This window comes from Streptomyces sp. Y7 (assembly GCF_043195415.1).
Lineage (GTDB): Bacteria > Actinomycetota > Actinomycetes > Streptomycetales > Streptomycetaceae > Streptomyces.
Genome location: NZ_JBIDDQ010000020.1, coordinates 101,261 through 122,826 on the forward strand (window position 1 = coordinate 101,261; position 21,566 = coordinate 122,826).

The window sequence follows — 21,566 nt, forward strand, 5'->3', positions numbered from 1 at the left end:
GCCTCCCATGACCAGGGGTCGTTGACCGTCCTGGCCATGGTGACCCATGTCGCCCGGATTTGGACATAGGGCCTACGACCGCCTATCGCGCTCCCAGCGCCCGCGCCACCGCGTCCCTGACGGCCTCCTCGGAGGGTGCCGGGCGGCCCTGTTCGGCGGCGAGTTCGGCGAGCGAGGTCATCGCGACACCGGGCAGTCCGCACGCGACGAATCTCGTGAACTCGACCAGGTCGGAGGTGACGTTGAGCGCGAAGCCGTGGCTGGTCACGCCGCCCCTGATCCGCATGCCGATCGACACCAGCTTGCGCCCGTCCGGCGTCCAGACCCCCACCAGCGACCGGGCGCCGGGCGGAGTGTCCCGTCGCACCGTCTCGAAGCCGAGGTCGGCGCAGGCTGCGATCAGACCGTTCTCCACCCAGCGCACGATGTCGCCGGGGCCGCGCTCGCGCAGATTCAGCACGAGGTACCCGATGAGCTGGCCGGGGCCGTGGTAGGTGGCCTGGCCGCCGCGGTCGACGGGGACGAGCGGGACCGTCAGGTCGGCGGGGAGCTCGGCGGGCGGGGTGCGGGAGCCGTAGGTGATGACGGGCGGGTGGCTGAGGAGCGCGAGCCGGTCCGGGATGTCCCCGGTGCGGCGCCGGCCGACCCAGTCGGCCATGTCCCGTACGGCGTCCTCGTAGGGAACTTCGCCGAGGTCGACGCGTTCGACGCACTCAACAGCCCTCATACCGCAGGACTCCTTACCAATACCTCGTAGGAGAATTAAGTGGAGCTAAGCGATCGTCCTGCCGAGACTACTCCCATGACGACTGCCGACGCCTCCGCCGCACCCCTTCCGTTCGGCCGCGCCCTGTGCGCCATGATCACGCCCTTCACGGAGGCGGGGTCGGTGGACCTCGACGGCGCGCGGCGGCTCGCCGCCCGGCTGGTGGACGAGGGCTGCGACGGGCTGGTGCTCTCCGGCACGACGGGCGAGTCGCCGACCACGACGGACGCGGAGAAGTCGGAGCTGATCCGGGCCGTGCGGGAGGCGGTGGGCGAGCGGGCGTCGATCGTCGCGGGCGTGGGCACCTTCGACACCCGGCACACCGTGGAGCTTGCCCTGGCGGCCGAGAAGGCGGGCGCCGACGGCCTGTTGGTGGTCGCCCCGTACTACAGCAAGCCCCCGCAGGACGCCGTCGAGGCACACTTCCGCGAGATCGCCGACGCGGCCGGCCTGCCCCTCGCGCTGTACGACATCCCGGGCCGCACCGGCACCCGCGTCGAGCCCGAGACGCTGATCCGACTCGCCGAGCATCCCAGGATCGTCGCCGTGAAGGACTGTTCCTACGACTTCCTCGGTGCCCAGAAGGTGCTGGCCCGCACGGGGCTGGCGTACTACGCGGGCTGCGACGAGCACAACCTCGCGCTGTACGCGGTGGGCGGGACGGGGTACGTCAGCACGGTCGCCAATGTGATTCCCCGTCAACTCCGTGCCGCACTCGACGCGTTCGACGCGGGCGACACCGCGGGCGCGGCCCGGCTCCAGCAGCGCGCGACGCCCCTGATCGAGGCGATGATGTCGGCCGGCCTGCCCGGCGCGGTCACCGCCAAGGCCCTCCTGGGCGGACTCGGTCTGCCCGCGGGCCCCGTCCGCGCACCACTGCGGCCCGCCGACCGCGAGACGGTCGACGGGCTGCTGACGGTGTACGAGGAGCTCGTCACCGGCTGATCGGCACCGGCTGGCTCAGCGCTGGGCGAAGACGGGCTCCCAGCGACCCGCGTCCCCGTCCTTGCCCTTGCGGAAGCCGCTGAGGGGAACGGTCTTGTCGCTGCCGATGGTGACCTTGACCAGCTGCTGGTGGAACTCGCTCGAGCTGTCCTTCGCGATGTCCCAGGCGATCAGTGACGTGTCGCCGACCCAGGCGAGCAGCTGCTGGCCGCGCACCTCGGTCTTCGCACCGGTGAGGCTGTCGAGGACCCAGGACGACGTCTTCCACTTCTCGCCCGCGAACTGACCGGCGACGAGGGTGCCACTGGGCGACACGCCCGCGTCGACGTACCACTCCAGGTACTTCTGATTCGCCGGTACGGCGACCCCGGTGCCCTTCAGGTCGTAGAACTGCTTACCGATCTCCTCGGGGGTCCCCGCCCAGACATGCCTGCCGTCGGAGCTCATGGCGAAGTCCTGGCGGGAGTTGATGAAGCCGCCGAGGGGGTCGTTCGGGTCGGTCTCGATCTCCACCTCGCTCCAGGCGCCCTGCCCGGAGGCCACGTCGAGGACGTAGAAACCGGTGCGGCTCGTCGGCTGCTTCTGCTCCCAGGTGTCCGACCCCTGCAACTTCACGAGTCGGTCGGGGTTCTCGCTGTAGGTCGTCGCGACCAGCTTGAGTCCGTCCCGCGAGAACGCGAGGCCGGCGACGTCGTGGTCGACCTGGATCCACCGCTGGATCTTGCCGGTGGCCAGGTCGAGCATGCCGATCCGTGAGGCGGGCAGGTCCCGCTCCAGTACGGCGGCGATCTTCAGGCCCGGGGCGACGGCGACGTAGGACCACTTGGTGGCCTTCACGTACTTCTCGGTCTTCGGGTCGAGCAGCCAGTAGTCACGGACGCGTTCGGCCTGGTCCGCCGAGTGCTTGACGGTCCTGGGCACGTAGTAGGCGGCCATCACCGTGTCGGCGACCGACACCACGTCACGCGGCGGCGACTGGTCCGTGCGCGCGTTGACGCTGTCCCGCTGCACGACGTCCGCGGGCCGGATGTCGTCCTTCCCGGAGTCCAGCAGGGGCACCACCACGGCTACGCCCACCACGGCGGCGGTGGCTGCGGCGGCGCAGGCCAGCCTGCGGACCCCTCGGCGCCGGCGGGCCGCCAGGACCCGGTCGGCGAAGTCCGGCCCGGCCGACGTCTGTTCCGCGGCCTGCTCCCGCAGGGAGTCACGCACGAGTTCCTCGACGTTCACGGCCGTACCTCCACGGGCGAGTGATCACGGGGCAGCCGCGACTCGGTCTCGGCCGGGCCCAGCGCGCCCAGCTCCGGCGCGAGGGAGCGCAGCCGGGCCAGTGAGCGGTGGGTGGTGGACCGTACGGTGCCGACGGTGCAGCCGAGGATCCGGGCCACGTCGGCCTCGGGCAGGTCCTCGAAGTAGCGCAGCACCAGCACGGTGCGCTGCCGCGCGGTCAGCCGGGCGAGCGCGCCGCGCATCAGCAGCCGCAGCTCGGCGGCGGCGGTGCCATCTGCTCCGGCTGCGGCTGCGGCCTCCGGGGGCTCGGCGACGCTCAGCTCACGCCGCCGCCACTTCAGCCGCCAGCGGCTGATCTGCTGCCGGTACAGGATCCGCCGTACGTACGCCTCCGGCTCGTCGATGCGATGCCAGCGGTCGGCCGCCTTCATGAGCGCGTTCTGGAGGAGGTCCTCGGCCGCGTGCCGGTCGCCGCCGACCAGCAGGACGGCGGTCTTCAGCAGCGCGGACGACCGGTTCTCCACGAACTCCCGAAAGCTGTCCTGCGCTTCGGCATCCATCGTCACCTTCTCCACCCCCGGACGGGCCGGATGCCCGCCGCTCCTGCCCCATGTGACGCGTGCGGGTCGCCGCCGCTATGCCTGCTCCCCCGAGAAATCACGAAAGGGCCGGGCCCGTACCGCGTCCCCCGGCGATACGTCCCGGCCCCGGTCCTGCTCCGTGCCGCCCGGCGGGCGCTCAGCCCCAGGTGTACCCGTCGCCGACGAGCAGGAAGTGCTCCAGCACGTCCTCCATGGGGTCGTCCACCTGCCCGACGTTGACCAGGCCGATCCGCGGCCCGTTGTGGGAGCCCGTGTTGGTCTCGTCGGCGTGCGCGGTCCCGGCCGGCAGCCAGCAGGCCGCCCCCGCGGCCAGCACCCCGACCACCAGTCGCAGCACGGCCCGGCCCCGCTCGCTCGTGTCCACTCGACCCGTCATCAGCCCTCGGCCCTCATCTCGTCGTTTCGGCGTGTGATCGGAAACTGCGTCCACCCGTTCATCTGCCTGGACCGTCGGGAGGTCACGAGGAGTAACCCGTACGTGAGCGTGGCGCGCCGGAGGACCGACGCTCGTGCGAGCGCCCTCCCGCGGACGTGTTCGGGTCCTGGGAGGGCGCGCGGCGATGACCGGCCGTCGGTGTCGGTCAGTTGTGGCTGTGGAGGATCTCGTTCAGGCCGCCCCAGACCGCGTTGTTCGGGCGGGCCTCGACGGTGCCGGTGACCGAGTTGCGGCGGAAGAGGATGTTGGACGCGCCGGACAGCTCGCGGGCCTTGACGATCTGGCCGTCGGGCATCGTCACGCGGGTGCCCGCCGTGACGTACAGGCCCGCCTCCACCACGCACTCGTCGCCCAGCGCGATGCCGACGCCGGCCTCGGCGCCGATCAGGCACCGCTCGCCGATGGCGATGATCACGTTGCCGCCGCCGGACAGCGTGCCCATGGTCGAGGCGCCGCCACCGATGTCGGAGCCGTTGCCGACCACGACGCCCGCGGAGATGCGGCCCTCGACCATGGAGGTGCCCAGGGTGCCGGCGTTGAAGTTGACGAAGCCCTCGTGCATGACCGTGGTGCCCTCGGCGAGGTGCGCGCCCAGGCGGACCCGGTCGGCGTCGGCGATGCGGACGCCCTTGGGTGCCACGTAGTCCGTCATGCGCGGGAACTTGTCGACCGACGTCACCTGGAGGTGCAGGCCCTCGGCGCGGGCGTTCAGCCGGACCTTCTCGACGTCGTCGACGGCGACCGGGCCGAGCGAGGTCCAGGCCACGTTGGCGAGGAAGCCGAACTGGCCCTCCAGGCTCAGGCCGTGCGGCTTGACCAGGCGGTGGGAGAGCAGGTGCAGGCGCAGGTAGACGTCGTGCGCGTCGATCGGCTTGTCGTCGATGGAGGCGATGACCGTACGGACCGCCACGACCTCGACGCCACGGCGGGCGTCCGGACCGATCGCCTTGGCGGCGCCTTCGCCGAGCAGCTCGACGGCCTTCTCGGCGGACAGCCGCTCGCTGCCGGAGGGGCCCGGCTCGGTGACGAGCTCGGGCGCGGGGAACCAGGTGTCGAGAACAGTGCCGTCGGCGGCGATCGTGGCAAGGCCGGCGGCCACGGCGCCGGTGGTGCGAGGAGCAGTCGTGTCGGTCATGAGGGCAACCTAACCGGCCGGGGCGCGTCGGGGCGAACTCGGACAGGGGGCGTCTCAGGGTGCGAGCCGCCGGACGGGTGGGCGCACGGCCGCCGGGTCCGGTCATGTCCGCAGAGCCCCGGCGCCGGACGGGTACGCGCACGACCGCCGAGGTCCGGTCATGCTCGCAGAGCCCCGGCGCCGGACGGGTACGCGAACGACCGCCGGGGCCTCGTCGCGTTCGCCATGCGCCCCTGCGCCGGACCCGTCGCGTTCGCCGTGCCCCCTGCGCCGGACCCGTCGTGCTCGTGGAGACCCCGGTGCCGGGCCCTTGTCCGACCGGGCCGGCCCGCGCTCCACTCGTGGCGCGGGCCGGCCCGGTGCGGCGTCGGGTGTCAGGGTCGCCGGCCCGCCTTGTCCACCACGGCCTTCACCACGTACGCGTTGCCGCCGACGACCTCGCCGTCCTCGATCACGCGCTCACCTACGACCTCGAAGGTCACGGGGTCCAGCAGCCACTCGTCGGCGTGCTTCTCGCTCTCGCGGCCGGGTTCGGGGAACCTGACGGCGACGGCGTACTGGCCGGCCTCGTCCTGGACCAGGTGGTCGACCAGCTCGCCGCCCGGCATCGTGGCCAGCGCGCGGTACAGGCCCGCGAGCCCCTTGGGGGGCTGGACGTAGGCGTCGAGCAGGACCGAGATCTCGGTGTAGTCGTTGCCTGCCTGGGTCAGGCTCTTGTCGTCGACCAGGGCGTTCTCCTCGCGCAGCGCCTTGAGCGTGCCCTCGCCGTCGGCCGGCAGGGTGGCCAGGAAGCGGTACATCTGGCGGGGCGAACGGTCGTCGTACTCGTCGCCGAGCCCTTCGAGGTTCAGCTCGGTCGTCTCGAGTTCGCCCGGGTCGTCCGCCCCGGGCCTGGGGTAGGAGGCGAGCTCGGCGCCGTCGTAGCGGAGCCATTTCTCCAGCTCGAAGTCCGCGTCGTCGTCCCCCTCCTGCGTCTCCTTGGCGTAGATCCACTGATCGGCGCGCGGTTCGGAGAGCGGCGGCTGCTCCTCCACCGTCCGCGCCGCGAACTCCAGCAGCTCCTCCACACTCATCCTCTTCAGATCGAGTCCCGGCGCCGTGGCGGGTGTGGCCTCGCGGCCCGCCCGCTGCCCGTTGACCAGCAGCGTCGCGGTGCCGACGACCGCCGTCACGGCGACGAAGACCGCGGCGACCAGCAGCGGGCTCCGCCGCCCCCAGATCACCCGGCTCCGCTTCGCCGTCAGTGCCGTCTCGACCAGCCGGGCCCGTCCCGGCGCCAGCCGCGCCCGGTCGGCCACGGGGGCGTCGGCGCGCAGTTCTCGCACCTGGGTCATCTCGTCCACGGTCACGCCACCTCCGCCGTGTCACTCACGAATGCCGGATCGGCGCCCAGCGCCGCACGTACCTTGCGTCGGGCTCTGTTGAGCCGGGAGCGGACCGTCCCCACCGGGAGGTCCAGCGCCTCGGCGACCTCCTGGTAGGTCAGGTCCGCCCAGGCCACCAGGAGCAGCACATGCCGGTCGCCCGCCGAGAGGGAGGCGAGGGCGTCGGCGAGCGGCCCCTGCGCGGAGACGCGGCTGTCGGTGTCCTCCACCCAGGAGGCGGCGACCGGGTCGTGCCCCGTGCGGGCCAGTGCCCGCAGTGCCCGTACCTCGGCGCGGCGCTGCTTGCCGATGAGGTTGGCGGCGATGCCGTAGAGCCAGGGCCGTGCGCTGGGGCGGGTGCGGTCGTAGCGGCCGCGGATGCGGAAGGCGGTCAGGAAGGTGTCGGCCGTGATGTCGTCGGCGGCCGTCTCCCCGAGTCGCCGTGCCGCGTACCGGTGGATGTCGGGCGCGTAGCGGTCGTAGAGCCGGGCGAACAGCTCGGGCTGCTCCAGCGATCCGGCCACGACCTCGGCGTCGTTGACCGCACTTGCCGTCGGCGGCGGTGGTCCGCTCACAAGGCCTCCCCCTGTCGTTCGTACGGAGCGTGTCACCCCCTGTTCCCCGAGGGGCGGCAAAGAGTTCACGGCAGGCCGAGGAGGCGGACGCGGGCCCGGGCGATCGGCATGACACGCAGTCAGAAACCGTCTCCCGCACGGCACATCAGGGAATCACACGGCGCAGCACATCCCGCGCGTACTCCTCGTCGTACGGCGTCTCCGTGAGCAGTACCTGCAAGCAGATGCCGTCCATCAGCGCCGCCAGCGCCCGTGCCGTGACGGGGTCGGTGCGGTGGGACAGGCGGTCGGCGAGGTCGAGGGCCCATTCGGCGGCGACCGGGCGCAGGGCGGGGCGGCGCAGGGCGGCCAGGTACAGCTCGTACTCCAGCTCCACGCCCGTGCGGTCGCCGGCGAGCCACTCGCCCATCCAGCCGGCCAGTTCGGCGGCCAGGTCGGTCTCCGGGTCCTCCAGGCCGCCGCGGGAGGCGATGACCTTGGCGAAGCCCTCGTTCGCCTGGCGCAGCGCGGCCACGAGCAGGTCGTCGAGGGTCTTGAAGTGGTACGTCGTCGAGCCGAGCGGTACGTCCGCCTCGGCGGCGGCGGTGCGGTGGCTCAGTCCGGCGATGCCCTTCGCCCCGACGACCCGGATCGCGGCGTCGATGATGCGCTGACGCCGCTCGGGGTCGTAGCGCCGGGCCATCAGTGCGCTCCGCCCAGGTTCAGCACGACCACGCCGACGATGATCAGTGCGATGCCGGCGGCCTTGGTGGCCGTCATCCCCTCCCCCATGAACAGGATCCCGATGGTGGCGATGGCCGCGGTGCCGACGCCGGCCCAGATCGCGTAGGCCGTGCCCACCGAGACGGTCTTCAGCGTCTGGGCGAGCAGCGCGAAGGAGAGCAGGTAACCGAAAGCGGTCAGCAGCGAGGGCAGGAGCCGGCTGAAGCCCTCGCTGTACTTCATCGCGGTCGTGGCGGCCACCTCGGCCGCTATGGCTCCGGCGAGCAGCAGGTATCCCATATGTACAAGCGTACACAGCGATGCGTACGGGCGTACACAAACCGTCCGTCGGACGATCCGGTGGGCGGGCGCCGGCCTGTCCGCTACGGCCTGTCCGCCTCGAAGCGGTCGCGGGCCTGCTCGATGTGCCCGATGTAGCGGTGGGTCCAGTCGCACATGCCGTCGATGGTCACCCGCAGGGCCTGGCCCGGTTCGGTGAGGGTGTACTCGACGCGCGGCGGCACCGTGGGGTGCACGGTGCGCTCGATCAGGCCGTTGCGCTCCAGCATGCGCAGGTTCTGGGTGAGCATCTTGTGGCTGATGCCGTCGACCTCGTCGCGCAAGGCACTGAAGCGCAGGGTCTCGTCCCCGATCGCCTCGATGATCAGCAGCGCCCACTTGTTGGCGATGTCCGTGAAGATCTCCCGGGCCAGGGAATCGGCCCGTGTCACGTCCGCCGGGTCGGCCGAACCGCTGACCTGCTTGGTACCCATGAGGTTCCCCAGTCACTGAAAAGTGCGTTCTTCCATGTCAGCCCACACTCTCCTACGGTTCCTGAGTAACCACAAGTGACTACGGGGCCCGGAGCACGGTGCTCGGGCCCGGCACGCAAGGAGCGGACACCATGGCCATCACCCTGCTGAACCCGGCCGGACTCGTGGAGGTCGACGCCTACCGTCAGGTGGCGATCGCCGGCGGCTCGAAGCTGGTCTTCGTGGCCGGTCAGGTCGCCTGGGACGCGGACGGCGTCACGGTCGGCGTGGACGACCTCGCCGCACAGGTCGAGCAGTGCTACGTCAACGTCGGCATCGCCCTGGCCGCGGCCGGTGCCACCTTCGAGGACGTGGCGAAGCTGAACGTCCATGTCGTCGACTGGACCCCCGACAAGATGCCCCTGCTGATGGAGGGCATCACCCGGGCCGCGGCCAGGCTGGGGATCGCGCCCGTGCCGCCGGCCACGCTGCTGGGCGTCGCGGCCCTCGACGTGCCGGAGCACCTGGTCGAGCTCGAGGCCACGGCCGTACTCGACTGACCCGGCCGCCGAGCGCGGTCAGCAGGTCCGGCGGCGGTAGCCGGCCTCCCCCGCCGGTACGACGTCCAGGTCACGCAGCACCACCGACAGCTTGTCGCCCCACTCCTCGCAGGCGGCGGCGAGGCCGTCCGCGCGGTACTCGATGACGAAGACCCGGTCGTCGTAGGCGTCCGCGTAGGCGCCGCACTCGTCGTACTGGCCGCACTCCTCGGCGACCGCGAAGTCGAAGCCGACCTCGCGACCTTGCCGGGCCAGGGAGGCGGCGTTCTTCTGGCCGATCGCCAGACCGGCGGCGTGTGCGCGGGCGGCGAGCAGCTTGCCGAAGGCCACGTTGTCGGCGGCGGTCAGCAGCCCGTCGGACCGCTCGTTGGAGTCGAGGTTGTCCGCCTCGACGGCCTGGTAGCCGGCCTCCGCGCAGCCGTCGATCCACCGGCCCACGATCCCGGCGAGCCGCTCGCGCCTGGCGGCCGTGGAGATGTCCAGCAGGATCTCGTCCCAGTCCCGGTCCACGACCGGCGTGCCGTCGCCGTCGCGCAGCAGCAGGTCGGGGGCGTGTTCCTCCCACCAGTCGGCGGCGTCCGGCTGGGCCTGGAAGGCGTTGACGTAGCAGACGTTGTAGAGGCCGGGAGCGGGCTTCGCGGTGCGATCGCGGGAGACCGCTTCCACGCCGCTCGGCGGCCGGTAGGCGCCGCCGATCTGGTAGTCGAAGTCGATGCCGGGCTCGGGCAGTTCCACCTTCCGCTCAGCGCCCGGCTCCTCGGCCGAGGGGGCGGTGGAGCGGTCCGGTGCCGCGCCGTCCTCGCCGCCGGACGCGGTGCAGCCGACGACGGCGAGGGCGAGCGCACCGCACAGAGCCGCGACCGCCGGCACTCGGCGAAGGGCACGGGGGACGCGGTGGACCATGATCCGGGGACTCCTGTCGGTGCGTGAACTACGGTGCTGCCCGGCCATGATGCCCTGCTCCGGGACCCGGTCCCGCACGCGTCCGTCCTACGACGCCCCGCGCACTCCGAGACTCACGCGCTGTGCTCGGCGCACAGGCACCCCACGCCCCGCTCGATCCACTCCCGCCCCTCCCACTCCGGATGCCGCTCGATCAGCAGCGCCCCGACCTCGGCGGCGATCACGTCCTCGCCCATCGCGGAGTCCCGCCGCCGCCAGGTCTCGTCGCGCAGCTCGCGCAGATAGTCGCGGACGTCGGTGAGCACCGCCGGCCCGCCGACCTCGCCGTGGCCCGGGACCACCACTCTGGGTCGGCCCCCCGCCAGCCGGTCCAGCACCGTCAGCCAGCGCACGCCGGAGACATCGGTGTCGTACGGCGGGAACCAGGGGAAGATGGCGAACTGCCCGGTCTCGGCCAGGTCCCCGGTGAACAGCACCCCGGCGTCCGGCACTTCGACCACCTGGTCGCCCTTCGTATGGCCGCGGCCGGTGGCCCGCAGCCGGACCGTCCGGCCGCCGAGGTCCAGGTCGTGACCGCCGTCGTGGATCAGGTCGGGGGTGGGTGGCCGGACGCCTTCGAGGCGGCGGGCGATCGCCCCGCCGAAGCTCCGGAACATCTCCAGGTAGCTCGGCCCCTTGGTTCTGAGGTCGTCGGCCTGGGCGCGGTTGACCACATAGGTGGCGTCGTCGGCGAAGACGTGGGCGCCGAAGGCGTGTTCGGGATGGAAGTGGGTCGTGGTCAGATACAGCTTCCGGCCCTTGGCGACCTCGGCGGCGAACGCGAGCACCTGCTCGGCGTTGGCGGTGCCGATGCCCGTCTCGACGACCAGCACGGCCCGGGTGCCGCCGATGATGCCGATGTTGGGCACCAGCGGGACCCCGCGGTTCGGGATCACCAGCAGGTCGGGGGCGATCTCCTCGGCACCCGCGGGGCGCACTGCGGGGTCGGGCAAGGGCTCGCCGGAGAGGAAGCCGTCGGGCACGGGGTTGTCGGACATCGGTGCGTCAGCCATGCCCACAGTCCACCGCCGGGGTGCCCGGACCGTCCAAGACCAATGCGGCGCGCTCGATACCGGACGGGTATCGTCGCTGTTCATGGAGCTGCGCACCCTGCGCTATTTCGTGGCCGTCGCCGAGGAACTCCACTTCGGCCGGGCCGCCGCCCGTCTGCACATGAGCCAGCCGCCGCTGAGCCGGGCGATCAAGCAACTGGAGTCCGACGTCGGCGCCACCCTGCTGCACCGCTCCCCCACGGGCGTCACCCTCACCCCGGCCGGCGCGGCGCTGCTGGAGGAGGCGCGCGCCCTGCTCGACCGGGCCGACCGGGTGCGGGTACGCGTGGCGACGGCGGCCGGCGCCACCACCCTCACCGTCGGCTTCCTGGGCGACAGCACCGACCGGGGCGCGCGGCGGCTGGCAGCCGCGTACCGCGAGCGTCACCCCGAGGTGGAGGTCCGTGTCCGCGAGAGCGACCTGACCGACCCGACCTGCGGACTGCGCGCCGGTCTCGTCGATGTCGCCCTGACCCGCGGCCCGTTCGAGGAGAGGGGCCTGACGGTGCGCGAGTTGCGCGCCGACCCGGTGGGCGCCGTGCTGCGCGCCGACGATCCGCTGGCCCGCCGCGACCGGCTGACGCTGGCCGACCTGGCCGGGCGGCGCTGGTTCCGGTTCCCGGCGGACACCGACCCGCTCTGGCACGCGTACTGGAACGGTGGTGAGCGCCGCGAGGGTCCCGTGGTGCGCGGGGTCCAGGAGTGCGTGCAGGCCGTGCTCTGGAACGGCACCGTCGGGATGGCGCCGCTCGGGCACGAGATGCCCGAGGAACTGGCCGTCGTACCCGTCGCCGACATGGCACCGAGCCGCGTGCTGATGGTGTGGCAGGAGGGCGACAGCAACCCGCTGATCGGATCGCTGGCCGGGATGGCGACGGCCGCGTACCGCGGCTGACGCGGCCGGACGCCGCGCCCGTCTTCACACCGGGCGCGGGCCGCGCGGTCGATGTGGATACGGCTCGTTCCAAACAGCTGCTCCCGAACCACCGGGTCCACTAGTGTTTTACCGTTCACATACCGGTCCTTCGCAGCCGCGGCTGTCGTCTCGTGACGCCGCTGGAGGAACACCGCATGCCTGAAAACAAGTCCCGGCCGTCCCAGGGTCAGCCCTGGGAGGACGGCTGGGCCCCGGACACCGCACGGGCGCCGGGTACGCGCCGTCTGTGGCTCGCGGGCGGGATGGCGATGGCGACGATCATCGCCTGCGTCACGGCAATAGCCCTATCGGAAAAGGAACCTGACGGTGATTCAGCCGCGGCGTCGGCTCCCGCGGCGGACTCCACGGTCCCCGGCCTGATCTCCTTCGCCACGCCTTCGGGGACGGCTCCCCCGAAGGGCAAGAGCGGTCTGTCGACGGAGAGGCCGACGACCGAGGCGCCCCATCAGCAGAACGCCGGCACACCCGAACCGGCACCGGAGCACTCCACGCCACCTTCCGGCGGGGCCGGTTCACCCACGAAGGCACCGAACCCCCCGGCTGCCGACACCACTTGGCGCTCCGTCCGCTCGGTCAACTACCCCGACCGCTACTGGCACGTCGACGACGGCCGTGTCGGCCTCGACGCGGTGCGCGGCTCCGAGTCCCGTGAGGACGCCACCTTCCAGCAGGTCAGTGGTCTGGCCGACCCCGCCTGCTCCTCCTTCGCCACCCGCGACGGGCAGTACCTGCGCCACCGCGACTTCGTCCTGCGAGCCGAACGCAACGACGGCTCCGGCCTGTTCGGCCGGGACGCCACCTTCTGCCCGCGCGGCTCGGTCACCCACTCCGGCGCGACCATGCTGGAGTCGGTGAACTATCCGGGCTACTTCCTGCGCCACAAGAACTTCGTCGTCCGCCTCGAACGCTACGACCACAGCTCCCTGTATCTGGCGGACGCCTCGTTCCGGCTGGTGGACGGACCGGTCTGAGCCGGACCGGCCCGCACGGGAAAGCGGCGGCACCCGGAAGGTGCCGCCGCTTTGCCGTGAACGGTGGAACTCAGACGTTGAACCCGAGCGCCCGAAGCTGCTCTCGGCCGTCGTCCGTGATCTTGTCCGGGCCCCACGGCGGCATCCAGACCCAGTTGATGCGCAGTTCGTTGACGAGACCGTCCGTGGCGGACTTGGCCTGGTCCTCGATGACGTCGGTCAGCGGGCAGGCCGCCGAGGTCAGGGTCATGTCGAGCGTCGCGTTGTTCGCGTCGTCGATGTGGATGCCGTAGATCAGGCCGAGGTTGACGACGTCGATACCCAGCTCGGGGTCGACGACGTCGTACAGCGCCTCACGGACCTCTTCCTCCGAGGCCGGCTTCATCTCAACGGTCTCGCTCATGCCGTCTTCCTTTCGGCGTCGGCTCCGCCCAGGGCCTGGGCCGTCGCGTCCTTCCACGCCATCCAGCTGAGGAGGGCGCACTTCACCCGGGCCGGGTACTTGGAGACGCCGGCGAACGCCACCGCGTCCTCCAGCACGTCCTCCATCGCGTCGTCCGGCTCGATCTTTCCCTTGGACTGCATCAGCTCCAGGAAGGTCTCCTGGATCTTCTGCGCGTCGGAGAGGCTCTTGCCGACGAGGAGTTCGTTCAGTACGGACGCGCTCGCCTGGCTGATGGAACAGCCCTGGCCCTCGTACGAGACGTCCTCGATCTTCGTGCCGTCGTACTTCACGCGCAGGGTGATCTCATCGCCGCACGTCGGGTTGACGTGGTGCACCTCGGCGTCGCCATCCCGCAAGCCCCGCCCGTGCGGGTTCTTGTAGTGGTCCAGGATGACTTCCTGGTACATCGAATCCAGCTTCATGCGATCGCTCGTCCCGTCAGCCGAAGAAGTTCCGGACGTGCTCCAGGCCGTCCACCAGAGCGTCGATCTCGGCCGGCGTGGAGTACAGATAGAACGACGCTCGCGTGGTCGCAGGAATTCCGTACCGCAGGCACACCGGACGGGCGCAGTGGTGGCCGACCCGGACGGCGATGCCCTGCTCGTCGAGGACCTGGCCCACGTCGTGCGGGTGGATGTCGCCGAGGGTGAAGGAGATCGCGGCGCCCCGGTCCTCGGCCGTGGTGGGGCCGATGATCCTGAGGTCGGGGACCTCCGCCAGCCGCTTCACCGCGTACTCGGTGAGGGCGTGCTCATGGGCGAGGATCTTGTCCATGCCGATCGAGTTGAGGTAGTCGATCGCCGCGCCCAGGCCGATGGCCTGCGAGATCGGGGGCGTGCCCGCCTCGAACTTGTGCGGCGCGGGAGCGTACGTCGACGAGTGCATCGACACGGTCTCGATCATCTCGCCGCCGCCGAGGAACGGAGGCAGGTCCTCAAGGAGCTCCTGGCGGCCCCAGAGCACGCCGATGCCGGTCGGGCCGCACATCTTGTGGCCGGTGAAGGCCACGAAGTCGGCCTGGAGGGACTGCACGTCCAGCGGCATGTGCGGTGCGGCCTGCGAGGCGTCGATGCAGACCAGCGCGCCGACCTCCTGCGCGCGGCGCACTATCGCCTCGACCGGGTTGACCGTGCCCAGGATGTTCGACACCAGCACGAAGGAGACGATCTTCGTCTTCTCCGTGATGACCTCGTCGATGTTGGACAGGTCGAGACGGCCGTCGTCGGTGAGGCCGAACCACTTCAGCTTCGCGCCCGTGCGCTGCGCGAGCAGCTGCCACGGCACGATGTTGGAGTGGTGCTCCATCTCCGTGATGACGATCTCGGTCTCGTGGTCCACCCGGTAGGGCTCGTCGGCCCAGCCGAGCATGTTGGCCACGAGGTTCAGCGACTCGGAGGCGTTCTTGGTGAAGATCACCTCGTCGCGCGAGGGTGCGTTGATGAACTCCGCGACCTTGTCGCGCGCGCCCTCGTACAGCGCCGTGGCCTCCTCGGCGAGGACGTGCACGCCACGGTGGACGTTGGCGTTGTGCTGCTCGTAGTACTCGGAGAGCACGTCGAGCACCTGGCGCGGCGTCTGCGAGGTCGCCGCGTTGTCCAGGTACACGAGCTTCTTGCCGTCGTGGACGACGCGGTCCAGGATCGGGAAGTCCTTGCGGAGCGCCTCGGTGTCGAGGAGGCCCGGCAGCTGTGTCACGCGGATGCGCCACCCTTCACGTACTTGTCGTAGCCCTCGGCCTCGAGCTGGTCCGCGAGCTCGGCTCCGCCGGACTCCGCGATACGGCCGTTCGCGAACACGTGCACGTGGTCGGGCTTGATGTAGCGCAGGATGCGCGTGTAGTGGGTGATCAGCAGGGTGCCGACCTCGCCGCTCTCACGGACCCGGTTCACGCCCTCGGAGACGACGCGCAGGGCGTCGACGTCCAGGCCGGAGTCGGTCTCGTCGAGGATCGCGACCTTCGGCTTGAGCAGCTCCAGCTGAAGGATCTCGTGGCGCTTCTTCTCACCGCCGGAGAAGCCCTCGTTGACGTTGCGCTCGGCGAAGGAGGGGTCCATGTTGAGGCGCTCCATGGCCTCCTTGACCTCCTTCACCCAGGTGCGCAGCTTGGGGGCCTCGCCGCGGATGGCGGTGGCGGAGGTGCGCAGGAAGTTGGAGACCGAGACGCCGGGGACCTCGACCGGGTACTGCATCGCCAGGAACAGGCCGGCGCGGGCGCGCTCGTCGACGGACATCTCCAGGACGTCCTCGCCGTCGAGGGTGACGGAGCCGCTGGTGATCGTGTACTTCGGGTGACCCGCGAGGGAGTAGGCGAGAGTCGACTTGCCGGAGCCGTTGGGGCCCATGATGGCGTGCGTCTCGCCCTGCTTCACGGTGAGGTCGACGCCCTTGAGGATCTCCTTCGTGGCGTTGTCGGCCTCGACGGTGACGTGCAGGTCTCGGATTTCAAGCGTTGCCATGGGTGCCTCAGGACTCCTGGGTGAGGGAGACGAGCACGTCGTCCCCTTCGATCTTTACGGGGTATACGGGGACGGGGCGCGTCGCGGGAAGGCCGGACGGCTTGCCGGTGCGGAGGTCGAAGCTGGAGCCGTGCAGCCAGCACTCGATCTGGCAGTCCTCCACCTCGCCCTCGGAGAGCGAGACGTTCGCGTGGGAGCAGATGTCGTGGATCGCGAACACCTCACCCTCGGTCTGCACGACCGAGACCGGCGTGCCGTCGAGTTCCACCCGCTTCGGGGTGTCCTCCTCCAGCTCGCTCAGCCCGCAGGCGCGTACGAAAGCCATCAGACCGTGGCCTCCAGCTCCTCGTCGATCTTCACGAGGAGCCGCTCTTCGATGTCGTCGACGCCGATCTGCTGGACGAGCTCGGCGAAGAAGCCGCGCACGACCAGGCGACGGGCCTCGTCGGCCGGGATGCCGCGGGCCATCAGGTAGAAGAGCTGCTCGTCGTCGAAGCGGCCGGTCGCCGAGGCGTGGCCCGCACCGACGATCTCGCCGGTCTCGATCTCCAGGTTCGGCACGGAGTCGACGCGGGCGCCGTCGGTCAGAACCAGGTTGCGGTTCATCTCGTACGTGTCCGTGCCCTCGGCCTTGGCCTCGATCAGCACGTCGCCGATCCACACCGCGTGCGCGTCGTCGCCCTGGAGCGCGCCCTTGTAGGCGACGTTGGACTTGCAGTGCGGGGTGTTGTGGTCGACCAGGAGGCGGTGCTCCTGGTGCTGGCCGGCGTCCGTGAAGTAGAGGCCGAAGAGCTCGGCCTCGCCGCCGGTGCCGGCGTAGGCGACGCGCGGGTGGAGGCGTACGAGGTCGCCGCCGAAGGTGACCACGAACGACTTGAAGGAGGCGTCCCGGCCGATCAGCGCGTTGTGCTGGCCGACGTGCACGGCCTTGTCGTCCCAGTCCTGGACGGAGACGACGGTGAGCTTGGCGCCGTCGCCCAGGATGTAGTCGACGTTGGCGGCGAGCACCGCGTCACCGGTGTGGTCGATGACGACGACGGCCTCGGCGAAGGCTTTGAGCTCCACGACCTGGTGGCCGTAGGCGACCCCGCCCTCGCCGTGCACGGCGATGCGGATCGGCTCGGTGAGGACCGTCTCCTTGGGGACGGTGATCACGCCGGCCTTCTCGAACGCCGAGAACGCCTGGGCGGCGACGCGGTCCACGGGCGTGCCCGCCTTGCCGAGACGGGCGTCGTCGCGGCCGACGGTCTCGACGGTGACGCCCTCGGGCGCCCCGACGGTGACCTGGAGGCCGTCGCCGGTCGCCACGGCGGTGCCGTCGTGCAGCCCGCGCAGGCGCTCCAGCGGGGTGAACCGCCACTCCTCCTCGCGGCCGTGCGGCACCGGGAAGTCCGCCACGTCGAAGGACGGGGGCGCGCTCATGCGCGTGGCGACGGTCGACTCGGCGGCAACGGCCACCGCGCCGGCGGTGGTGGACCCCACCGGGATGTTCTGAGCCTCAGCCATGGCTGTCGGTCTGCTCTCTTCCTACGTCAGGTTTCGCTAGCTGCTTTACCGAGGACCCGGTCTTAACCGACCGCGCCTTCCATCTGCAGCTCGATCAGCCGGTTGAGCTCGAGGGCGTACTCCATGGGCAGTTCCTTGGCGATCGGCTCGACGAAGCCGCGCACGATCATCGCCATCGCCTCGAACTCGCTCAGACCGCGGCTCATCAGGTAGAAGAGCTGGTCCTCGGAGACCTTGGAGACGGTCGCCTCGTGGCCCATGGACACGTCGTCCTCGCGGACGTCCACGTAGGGGTACGTGTCGGAGCGGGAGATGGTGTCGACGAGCAGCGCGTCGCACAGCACGTTGGACTTCGAGCCGTGGGCGCCCTCGCCGATCTCGACCAGACCGCGGTACGAGGTACGGCCGCCACCACGTGCCACGGACTTCGACACGATGTTGGAGGAGGTGTTCGGCGCCATGTGGACCATCTTGGAGCCGGCGTCCTGGTGCTGCCCCTCGCCCGCGAAGGCGATGGACAGGGTCTCGCCCTTGGCGTGCTCGCCCATCAGGTAGACGGCCGGGTACTTCATCGTCACCTTGGAGCCGATGTTGCCGTCGATCCACTCCATGGTCGCGCCCTCGTAGGCGACGGCGCGCTTGGTGACCAGGTTGTAGACGTTGTTCGACCAGTTCTGGATCGTCGTGTAGCGGCAGCGGGCGCCCTTCTTCACGATGATCTCGACGACCGCGGAGTGCAGGGAGTCCGACTTGTAGATCGGCGCGGTGCAGCCCTCGACGTAGTGGACGTAGGCGTCCTCGTCGACGATGATCAGCGTCCGCTCGAACTGGCCCATGTTCTCGGTGTTGATCCGGAAGTAGGCCTGGAGCGGGATCTCCACGTGCACGCCCTTCGGCACGTAGATGAAGGAGCCGCCGGACCACACCGCGGTGTTCAGCGACGCGAACTTGTTGTCGCCGACCGGGATGACGGTGCCGAAGTACTCCTTGAAGAGCTCCGGGTGCTCCTTCAGGGCCGTGTCGGTGTCCAGGAAGATGACGCCCTGCTCCTCCAGGTCCTCGCGGATCTGGTGGTAGACGACCTCGGACTCGTACTGGGCCGCGACACCGGCCACGAGGCGCTGCTTCTCCGCCTCGGGGATGCCGAGCTTGTCGTACGTGTTCTTGATGTCCTCGGGCAGGTCCTCCCAGGACTCCGCCTGCTTCTCCGTGGAGCGCACGAAGTACTTGATGTTGTCGAAGTCGATGCCGGAGAGGTCCGAGCCCCAGTTCGGCATGGGCTTCTTGTCGAACAGCCGCAGACCCTTGAGGCGGAGCTTGGTCATCCACTCCGGCTCGTTCTTCTTCGCGGAGATGTCACGGACGACGTCCTCGCTCAGACCGCGCTTCGCAGAGGCGCCGGCTTCGTCGGAGTCGGCCCAGCCGTATTCGTACTTGCCCAGGCCTTCGAGCTCAGGGTGGGCAGTCTCCTCGATGGGGAGAGTCATGCGGGGTTCCTCCCGGCCGTGCTTGCGGATGCGTTATCGGTGTTCTGGGAAATCTTCGGGATGAACGTCGTGCAGACGCCGTCGCCGTGCGCGATCGTGGCCAGTCTCTGGACGTGCGTTCCGAGCAGCTCGGCGAAGATCTCCGTCTCCGCCTCGCACAGCTGGGGGAACTGCTCCGCGACATGGGCGACCGGGCAGTGGTGCTGGCAGAGCTGCTCGCCTTTTTGAGGGAGGGGTGCGCTGCGCGCCGTAGCAGCGTACCCGTCGACGCTCAAGGCCTTGGCCAGGGCTTCGGTCCGCTCATCGGGGCTGACGGACTCGATGGCCTTGCGGTAGGCCCGGGCCTGGGCGGCGATCCGGGCGCGGGCGAAGGCGGCGACCGCCTCGTCCCCGCCCTCACGCTCGGCGATCCACTTCAGGGCGTCCGCGGCGAGCTTGTCGTACGACTGGTCGAAGGCGTCGCGGCCGCAGTCGGTGAGCGCGAAGACCTTGGCGGGACGGCCACGCGTGCGCGTGCCGTACACCCGCTGTTCGCGGGGCTCCACGACGTCATCGGCGACCAGCGCGTCCAGATGCCTGCGAACGGCGGCCTGGGTCAGCCCCAGCCGTCCGGCCAGCTCGGCGACGGTCGACGGGCCGTGGTCCAGGATGGATCGCGCGACGCGGTTGCGTGTCGAACGCTCACCGGTCGCGAGTTCCTCCTGAGGGGCCCCGGTGGGGGTCTCCCGAGCCTCGCCGACGTTTTTCACAACGCCATTGTTGCGTAATTCCTCAAAGCCAGGCAAGCCGCGTCCGCACCCCGTGACGGTGCCCTGCGTCACTTAGGTATACCTAATCTGACCTGCGGAAACGATCTTTGATCGATCAAATCGCTGGCGCCGCGAGCCCCCTTCCGGAACACTCCGGAAGCATGCCCACACCCCCTCCGACCGGCCCTCTTGTCACTCGGGACACCCTCGCCGCACATTTGCGCGACCTCGGCGTCCGATCCGGTGACACGCTTCTCGCGCACTCCTCCCTCAGCTCCCTCGGCTGGGTCTGCGGAGGCCCGGTCGCGGTCGTCCAGGGACTGCTCGACGCGCTGGGTCCCGAGGGCACGCTGGTGGTGCCCACCCAGACCGGCGACCTCTCGGATCCGGCGGTGTGGAGCAGTCCGCCCGTTCCCGAGGAGTGGTGGGAGACCATTCGGGCGACGATGCCCGCCTACGACCCGGCCGTGACCCCCACGCGCGGGGTCGGCGTGATCCCGGAGACCGTTCGGACCTGGCCGGGTGCCCTGCGCAGCGCGCACCCCCAGACGTCCTTCGCGGCGGTCGGCCCGCGCGCGGCCGAGATCGTCACCGGCCACGCCCTGGACTGCCGGCTGGGCGAGCGCAGCCCGCTGGCCCGGCTGGAGGCCCTGCACGCGCGCGTGCTGCTGCTCGGCGCCGGCTACGACACCTGCACCAGCTTCCACCTGGCCGAGTACCGGATCCCGTCACCGCTGGTGAAGGTGGGGCGGCCGGGGCCCACGGGCTGGGAGGTGGTGACCGAGGTGTCGATCACCTCGGACCGGTTCGACGAACTCGGACACGACTTCGAGCGGGACCGCCCGGTCGTGCGCGGGAAGGTGGGCGCGGCCGACGTACGGCTGTTCCCGGTGGCCGACGCGGTGGCCTACGCACAGCGGTGGCTGGGCATTCACCGCTCCCGCGCGGAGGAGATATGAAGGGGGCCGTCGGGGAGATGTGAACCCGGCCGTCCGGGGGACCGGGCCGCTACCTAGACTCTGGAGCCATGCGAACTGAGCCCGTGGTCCAAGTCCAGGCCCTGGTGAAGCGGTACGGCGACAAAACCGCGGTGAACGGCCTCGACCTGGTGGCCCGGGCCGGTGTCACCGCCGTCCTCGGACCCAATGGCGCGGGCAAGACCACGACCGTCGAGACCTGCGAGGGATACCGGAAGCCGGACTCCGGCACGGTGCGCGTCCTGGGGCTCGACCCGGTCGGACAGTCCGCGGCGCTGCGCCCCCGCATCGGCGTGATGCTCCAGTCCGGCGGCGTCTACTCGGGCGCGCGGGCCCACGAGATGCTGCGCCACGTCGCGAAGCTGCACGCGCATCCACTGGACGTGGACGCCCTCATCGAGCGGCTCGGTCTCGGCGGCTGCGGGCGGACCGGCTACCGCCGGCTCTCGGGCGGCCAGCAGCAGCGGCTCGCGCTCGCCATGGCCGTGGTCGGGCGCCCGGAGCTGGTGTTCCTGGACGAGCCGACCGCGGGTCTCGACCCGCAGGCCCGCCGGGCGACCTGGGACCTGATCCGCGACCTGCGCGCCGACGGCGTCTCGGTGATCCTCACCACGCACTACATGGACGAGGCCGAACAGCTCGCCGACGACGTCGCGATCATCGACGCCGGCCGTGTCATCGCGCACGGCTCCCCCGAGGACCTGTGCCGCGGCGGCGCCGAGAACACCCTCCGCTTCACCGGCCGGCCCGGCCTCGACGTGGGGTCCCTGCTCAAGGCGCTGCCCGCCGACTGCACGGCCGCGGAGCTGACGCCGGGCTCGTACCGCGTCGTCGGCAAGGTCGACCCGCAACTGCTCGCGACGGTGACGTCGTGGTGCGCACAGCACGGGGTGATGCCGGACCGGATCTCGGTCGAGCGGCACACCCTGGAGGACGTCTTCTTGGAGCTCACCGGTAAGGAGCTGCGCGCGTGACCG

At 70.7% G+C, this 21,566-nt stretch carries 26 protein-coding genes; 6 read left to right on the plus strand and 20 right to left on the minus strand.

The genetic code is table 11. The features are described from left to right. Nucleotides 1-82: 82 nt before the first annotated feature. Nucleotides 83-727: a lipoyl(octanoyl) transferase LipB gene (lipB, locus tag ACGFW6_RS33980; protein ID WP_393518709.1), complete on the minus strand. Its 645-nt coding sequence runs from the start codon at nucleotides 725-727 to the stop codon at nucleotides 83-85. A gap of 75 nt (nucleotides 728-802) precedes the next feature. Between lipB and dapA the strand changes: the two genes are divergently transcribed. Further along, the gene (gene dapA, locus ACGFW6_RS33985; RefSeq protein ID WP_393518712.1) at nucleotides 803-1,711 is read left to right on the plus strand and encodes a 4-hydroxy-tetrahydrodipicolinate synthase; all 909 of its coding nucleotides are present in this window, start codon (nucleotides 803-805) and stop codon (nucleotides 1,709-1,711) included. 15 nt (nucleotides 1,712-1,726) lie between these two features. On the opposite strand, the gene ACGFW6_RS33990 is transcribed toward dapA, so the two are convergent. The 9 genes from ACGFW6_RS33990 to ACGFW6_RS34030 all read right to left on the minus strand — a co-directional run bounded on the left by ACGFW6_RS33990 (nucleotide 1,727) and on the right by ACGFW6_RS34030 (nucleotide 8,528). Continuing rightward, on the minus strand, nucleotides 1,727-2,941 hold the full coding sequence (locus ACGFW6_RS33990) for a WD40 repeat domain-containing protein (protein WP_393518714.1): 1,215 nt from the start codon (nucleotides 2,939-2,941) through the stop codon (nucleotides 1,727-1,729). Further along, nucleotides 2,938-3,501, minus strand: coding sequence for a SigE family RNA polymerase sigma factor (locus tag ACGFW6_RS33995; RefSeq protein ID WP_393518717.1), 564 nt, complete (start codon nucleotides 3,499-3,501; stop codon nucleotides 2,938-2,940). The genes ACGFW6_RS33990 and ACGFW6_RS33995 overlap by 4 nt, the downstream gene beginning before the upstream one ends. 178 nt (nucleotides 3,502-3,679) lie before the next feature. Continuing rightward, nucleotides 3,680-3,919, minus strand: a complete 240-nt coding sequence (locus tag ACGFW6_RS34000) for a hypothetical protein (RefSeq protein WP_393518720.1) — start codon at nucleotides 3,917-3,919, stop codon at nucleotides 3,680-3,682. A 205-nt stretch (nucleotides 3,920-4,124) separates the two neighbouring features. Then, nucleotides 4,125-5,114: a 2,3,4,5-tetrahydropyridine-2,6-dicarboxylate N-succinyltransferase gene (gene dapD, locus ACGFW6_RS34005; protein ID WP_393518723.1), complete on the minus strand. Its 990-nt coding sequence runs from the start codon at nucleotides 5,112-5,114 to the stop codon at nucleotides 4,125-4,127. Nucleotides 5,115-5,488: 374 nt separating this feature from the next. Next, a complete protein-coding gene (locus tag ACGFW6_RS34010; RefSeq protein ID WP_393518726.1) occupies nucleotides 5,489-6,463 on the minus strand; it encodes a CU044_5270 family protein in 975 nt (324 codons plus the stop codon). Then, entirely contained in the window at nucleotides 6,460-7,053 is a 594-nt protein-coding gene (locus tag ACGFW6_RS34015) for an RNA polymerase sigma factor (protein WP_393518729.1), read from the minus strand. The genes ACGFW6_RS34010 and ACGFW6_RS34015 overlap by 4 nt, the downstream gene beginning before the upstream one ends. A 145-nt stretch (nucleotides 7,054-7,198) precedes the next feature. After that, nucleotides 7,199-7,735, minus strand: coding sequence for a TetR/AcrR family transcriptional regulator (locus ACGFW6_RS34020; protein WP_393518732.1), 537 nt, complete (start codon nucleotides 7,733-7,735; stop codon nucleotides 7,199-7,201). Continuing rightward, nucleotides 7,735-8,055 (minus strand): DMT family transporter, encoded by a 321-nt coding sequence (locus ACGFW6_RS34025; RefSeq protein WP_393518735.1) that lies wholly within the window; start codon nucleotides 8,053-8,055, stop codon nucleotides 7,735-7,737. The genes ACGFW6_RS34020 and ACGFW6_RS34025 overlap by 1 nt, the downstream gene beginning before the upstream one ends. A gap of 83 nt (nucleotides 8,056-8,138) precedes the next feature. After that, nucleotides 8,139-8,528 (minus strand): winged helix-turn-helix transcriptional regulator, encoded by a 390-nt coding sequence (locus ACGFW6_RS34030; protein ID WP_393518737.1) that lies wholly within the window; start codon nucleotides 8,526-8,528, stop codon nucleotides 8,139-8,141. A gap of 131 nt (nucleotides 8,529-8,659) precedes the next feature. Here ACGFW6_RS34030 and ACGFW6_RS34035 point away from each other — a divergent pair, with 131 nt between their 5' ends. Then, entirely contained in the window at nucleotides 8,660-9,067 is a 408-nt protein-coding gene (locus ACGFW6_RS34035) for a RidA family protein (protein WP_393518740.1), read from the plus strand. Between the two features lie 18 nt (nucleotides 9,068-9,085). Here the strand turns inward: ACGFW6_RS34035 and ACGFW6_RS34040 are convergent, their stop codons facing one another. Both ACGFW6_RS34040 and ACGFW6_RS34045 read right to left on the minus strand, forming a co-directional pair. After that, nucleotides 9,086-9,970, minus strand: coding sequence for an endo alpha-1,4 polygalactosaminidase (locus ACGFW6_RS34040; protein WP_393518743.1), 885 nt, complete (start codon nucleotides 9,968-9,970; stop codon nucleotides 9,086-9,088). Nucleotides 9,971-10,083: 113 nt separating this feature from the next. Further along, nucleotides 10,084-11,022 carry an MBL fold metallo-hydrolase gene (locus tag ACGFW6_RS34045; protein ID WP_393518746.1) on the minus strand — a complete coding sequence of 313 codons (939 nt, stop codon included), beginning with the start codon at nucleotides 11,020-11,022 and terminating at the stop codon, nucleotides 10,084-10,086. A gap of 82 nt (nucleotides 11,023-11,104) precedes the next feature. Between ACGFW6_RS34045 and ACGFW6_RS34050 the strand changes: the two genes are divergently transcribed. After that, the gene (locus ACGFW6_RS34050) at nucleotides 11,105-11,956 is read left to right on the plus strand and encodes a LysR substrate-binding domain-containing protein (RefSeq protein WP_393518749.1); all 852 of its coding nucleotides are present in this window, start codon (nucleotides 11,105-11,107) and stop codon (nucleotides 11,954-11,956) included. A gap of 176 nt (nucleotides 11,957-12,132) precedes the next feature. Further along, nucleotides 12,133-12,969 (plus strand): AbfB domain-containing protein, encoded by an 837-nt coding sequence (locus tag ACGFW6_RS34055; protein ID WP_393518752.1) that lies wholly within the window; start codon nucleotides 12,133-12,135, stop codon nucleotides 12,967-12,969. Between the two features lie 70 nt (nucleotides 12,970-13,039). Here the strand turns inward: ACGFW6_RS34055 and ACGFW6_RS34060 are convergent, their stop codons facing one another. From ACGFW6_RS34060 to ACGFW6_RS34095, 8 genes are all read right to left on the minus strand, one after another. Further along, the gene (locus ACGFW6_RS34060; RefSeq protein WP_380851885.1) at nucleotides 13,040-13,372 is read right to left on the minus strand and encodes a metal-sulfur cluster assembly factor; all 333 of its coding nucleotides are present in this window, start codon (nucleotides 13,370-13,372) and stop codon (nucleotides 13,040-13,042) included. After that, nucleotides 13,369-13,836 (minus strand): Fe-S cluster assembly sulfur transfer protein SufU, encoded by a 468-nt coding sequence (gene sufU, locus ACGFW6_RS34065; RefSeq protein WP_271663173.1) that lies wholly within the window; start codon nucleotides 13,834-13,836, stop codon nucleotides 13,369-13,371. Before sufU ends, ACGFW6_RS34060 begins: the two co-directional genes overlap by 4 nt. A 16-nt stretch (nucleotides 13,837-13,852) precedes the next feature. Continuing rightward, nucleotides 13,853-15,109, minus strand: coding sequence for a cysteine desulfurase (locus ACGFW6_RS34070; protein WP_393518756.1), 1,257 nt, complete (start codon nucleotides 15,107-15,109; stop codon nucleotides 13,853-13,855). Next, nucleotides 15,106-15,870: a Fe-S cluster assembly ATPase SufC gene (sufC, locus tag ACGFW6_RS34075; RefSeq protein ID WP_393518759.1), complete on the minus strand. Its 765-nt coding sequence runs from the start codon at nucleotides 15,868-15,870 to the stop codon at nucleotides 15,106-15,108. The genes ACGFW6_RS34070 and sufC overlap by 4 nt, the downstream gene beginning before the upstream one ends. A gap of 7 nt (nucleotides 15,871-15,877) precedes the next feature. Beyond that, nucleotides 15,878-16,195: a non-heme iron oxygenase ferredoxin subunit gene (locus ACGFW6_RS34080; RefSeq protein WP_031057580.1), complete on the minus strand. Its 318-nt coding sequence runs from the start codon at nucleotides 16,193-16,195 to the stop codon at nucleotides 15,878-15,880. After that, entirely contained in the window at nucleotides 16,195-17,376 is a 1,182-nt protein-coding gene (sufD, locus tag ACGFW6_RS34085) for a Fe-S cluster assembly protein SufD (RefSeq protein ID WP_393518762.1), read from the minus strand. The genes ACGFW6_RS34080 and sufD overlap by 1 nt, the downstream gene beginning before the upstream one ends. Nucleotides 17,377-17,438: 62 nt before the next feature. Beyond that, a complete protein-coding gene (gene sufB, locus ACGFW6_RS34090) occupies nucleotides 17,439-18,863 on the minus strand; it encodes a Fe-S cluster assembly protein SufB (RefSeq protein WP_381453788.1) in 1,425 nt (474 codons plus the stop codon). After that, complete coding sequence (locus ACGFW6_RS34095) at nucleotides 18,860-19,612, minus strand: helix-turn-helix transcriptional regulator (protein WP_393518766.1); 753 nt, start codon at nucleotides 19,610-19,612, stop codon at nucleotides 18,860-18,862. The genes sufB and ACGFW6_RS34095 overlap by 4 nt, the downstream gene beginning before the upstream one ends. A 161-nt stretch (nucleotides 19,613-19,773) precedes the next feature. Between ACGFW6_RS34095 and ACGFW6_RS34100 the strand changes: the two genes are divergently transcribed. Both ACGFW6_RS34100 and ACGFW6_RS34105 read left to right on the plus strand, forming a co-directional pair. Further along, nucleotides 19,774-20,571, plus strand: a complete 798-nt coding sequence (locus ACGFW6_RS34100) for an aminoglycoside N(3)-acetyltransferase (protein WP_393518769.1) — start codon at nucleotides 19,774-19,776, stop codon at nucleotides 20,569-20,571. 68 nt (nucleotides 20,572-20,639) lie between these two features. Continuing rightward, a complete protein-coding gene (locus ACGFW6_RS34105; protein ID WP_393518772.1) occupies nucleotides 20,640-21,563 on the plus strand; it encodes an ABC transporter ATP-binding protein in 924 nt (307 codons plus the stop codon). The last annotated feature ends 3 nt before the right edge of the window (nucleotides 21,564-21,566 follow it).

What these genes read in the sequence shown, in the direction of transcription:
- lipB (WP_393518709.1), bottom strand. Translation starts at nt 727, where the DNA reads ATGAGGGCTGTTGAGTGCGTCGAACGCGTCGACCTCGGCGAAGTTCCC.
- dapA (WP_393518712.1), top strand. Translation starts at nt 803, where the DNA reads ATGACGACTGCCGACGCCTCCGCCGCACCCCTTCCGTTCGGCCGCGCC.
- ACGFW6_RS33995 (WP_393518717.1), bottom strand. Translation starts at nt 3,501, where the DNA reads ATGGATGCCGAAGCGCAGGACAGCTTTCGGGAGTTCGTGGAGAACCGG.
- ACGFW6_RS34000 (WP_393518720.1), bottom strand. Translation starts at nt 3,919, where the DNA reads ATGACGGGTCGAGTGGACACGAGCGAGCGGGGCCGGGCCGTGCTGCGA.
- dapD (WP_393518723.1), bottom strand. Translation starts at nt 5,114, where the DNA reads ATGACCGACACGACTGCTCCTCGCACCACCGGCGCCGTGGCCGCCGGC.
- ACGFW6_RS34020 (WP_393518732.1), bottom strand. Translation starts at nt 7,735, where the DNA reads ATGGCCCGGCGCTACGACCCCGAGCGGCGTCAGCGCATCATCGACGCC.
- ACGFW6_RS34025 (WP_393518735.1), bottom strand. Translation starts at nt 8,055, where the DNA reads ATGGGATACCTGCTGCTCGCCGGAGCCATAGCGGCCGAGGTGGCCGCC.
- ACGFW6_RS34030 (WP_393518737.1), bottom strand. Translation starts at nt 8,528, where the DNA reads ATGGGTACCAAGCAGGTCAGCGGTTCGGCCGACCCGGCGGACGTGACA.
- ACGFW6_RS34035 (WP_393518740.1), top strand. Translation starts at nt 8,660, where the DNA reads ATGGCCATCACCCTGCTGAACCCGGCCGGACTCGTGGAGGTCGACGCC.
- ACGFW6_RS34040 (WP_393518743.1), bottom strand. Translation starts at nt 9,970, where the DNA reads ATGGTCCACCGCGTCCCCCGTGCCCTTCGCCGAGTGCCGGCGGTCGCG.
- ACGFW6_RS34045 (WP_393518746.1), bottom strand. Translation starts at nt 11,022, where the DNA reads ATGGCTGACGCACCGATGTCCGACAACCCCGTGCCCGACGGCTTCCTC.
- ACGFW6_RS34050 (WP_393518749.1), top strand. Translation starts at nt 11,105, where the DNA reads ATGGAGCTGCGCACCCTGCGCTATTTCGTGGCCGTCGCCGAGGAACTC.
- ACGFW6_RS34055 (WP_393518752.1), top strand. Translation starts at nt 12,133, where the DNA reads ATGCCTGAAAACAAGTCCCGGCCGTCCCAGGGTCAGCCCTGGGAGGAC.
- ACGFW6_RS34060 (WP_380851885.1), bottom strand. Translation starts at nt 13,372, where the DNA reads ATGAGCGAGACCGTTGAGATGAAGCCGGCCTCGGAGGAAGAGGTCCGT.
- sufU (WP_271663173.1), bottom strand. Translation starts at nt 13,836, where the DNA reads ATGAAGCTGGATTCGATGTACCAGGAAGTCATCCTGGACCACTACAAG.
- sufC (WP_393518759.1), bottom strand. Translation starts at nt 15,870, where the DNA reads ATGGCAACGCTTGAAATCCGAGACCTGCACGTCACCGTCGAGGCCGAC.
- ACGFW6_RS34080 (WP_031057580.1), bottom strand. Translation starts at nt 16,195, where the DNA reads ATGGCTTTCGTACGCGCCTGCGGGCTGAGCGAGCTGGAGGAGGACACC.
- sufD (WP_393518762.1), bottom strand. Translation starts at nt 17,376, where the DNA reads ATGGCTGAGGCTCAGAACATCCCGGTGGGGTCCACCACCGCCGGCGCG.
- sufB (WP_381453788.1), bottom strand. Translation starts at nt 18,863, where the DNA reads ATGACTCTCCCCATCGAGGAGACTGCCCACCCTGAGCTCGAAGGCCTG.
- ACGFW6_RS34100 (WP_393518769.1), top strand. Translation starts at nt 19,774, where the DNA reads ATGCCCACACCCCCTCCGACCGGCCCTCTTGTCACTCGGGACACCCTC.
- ACGFW6_RS34105 (WP_393518772.1), top strand. Translation starts at nt 20,640, where the DNA reads ATGCGAACTGAGCCCGTGGTCCAAGTCCAGGCCCTGGTGAAGCGGTAC.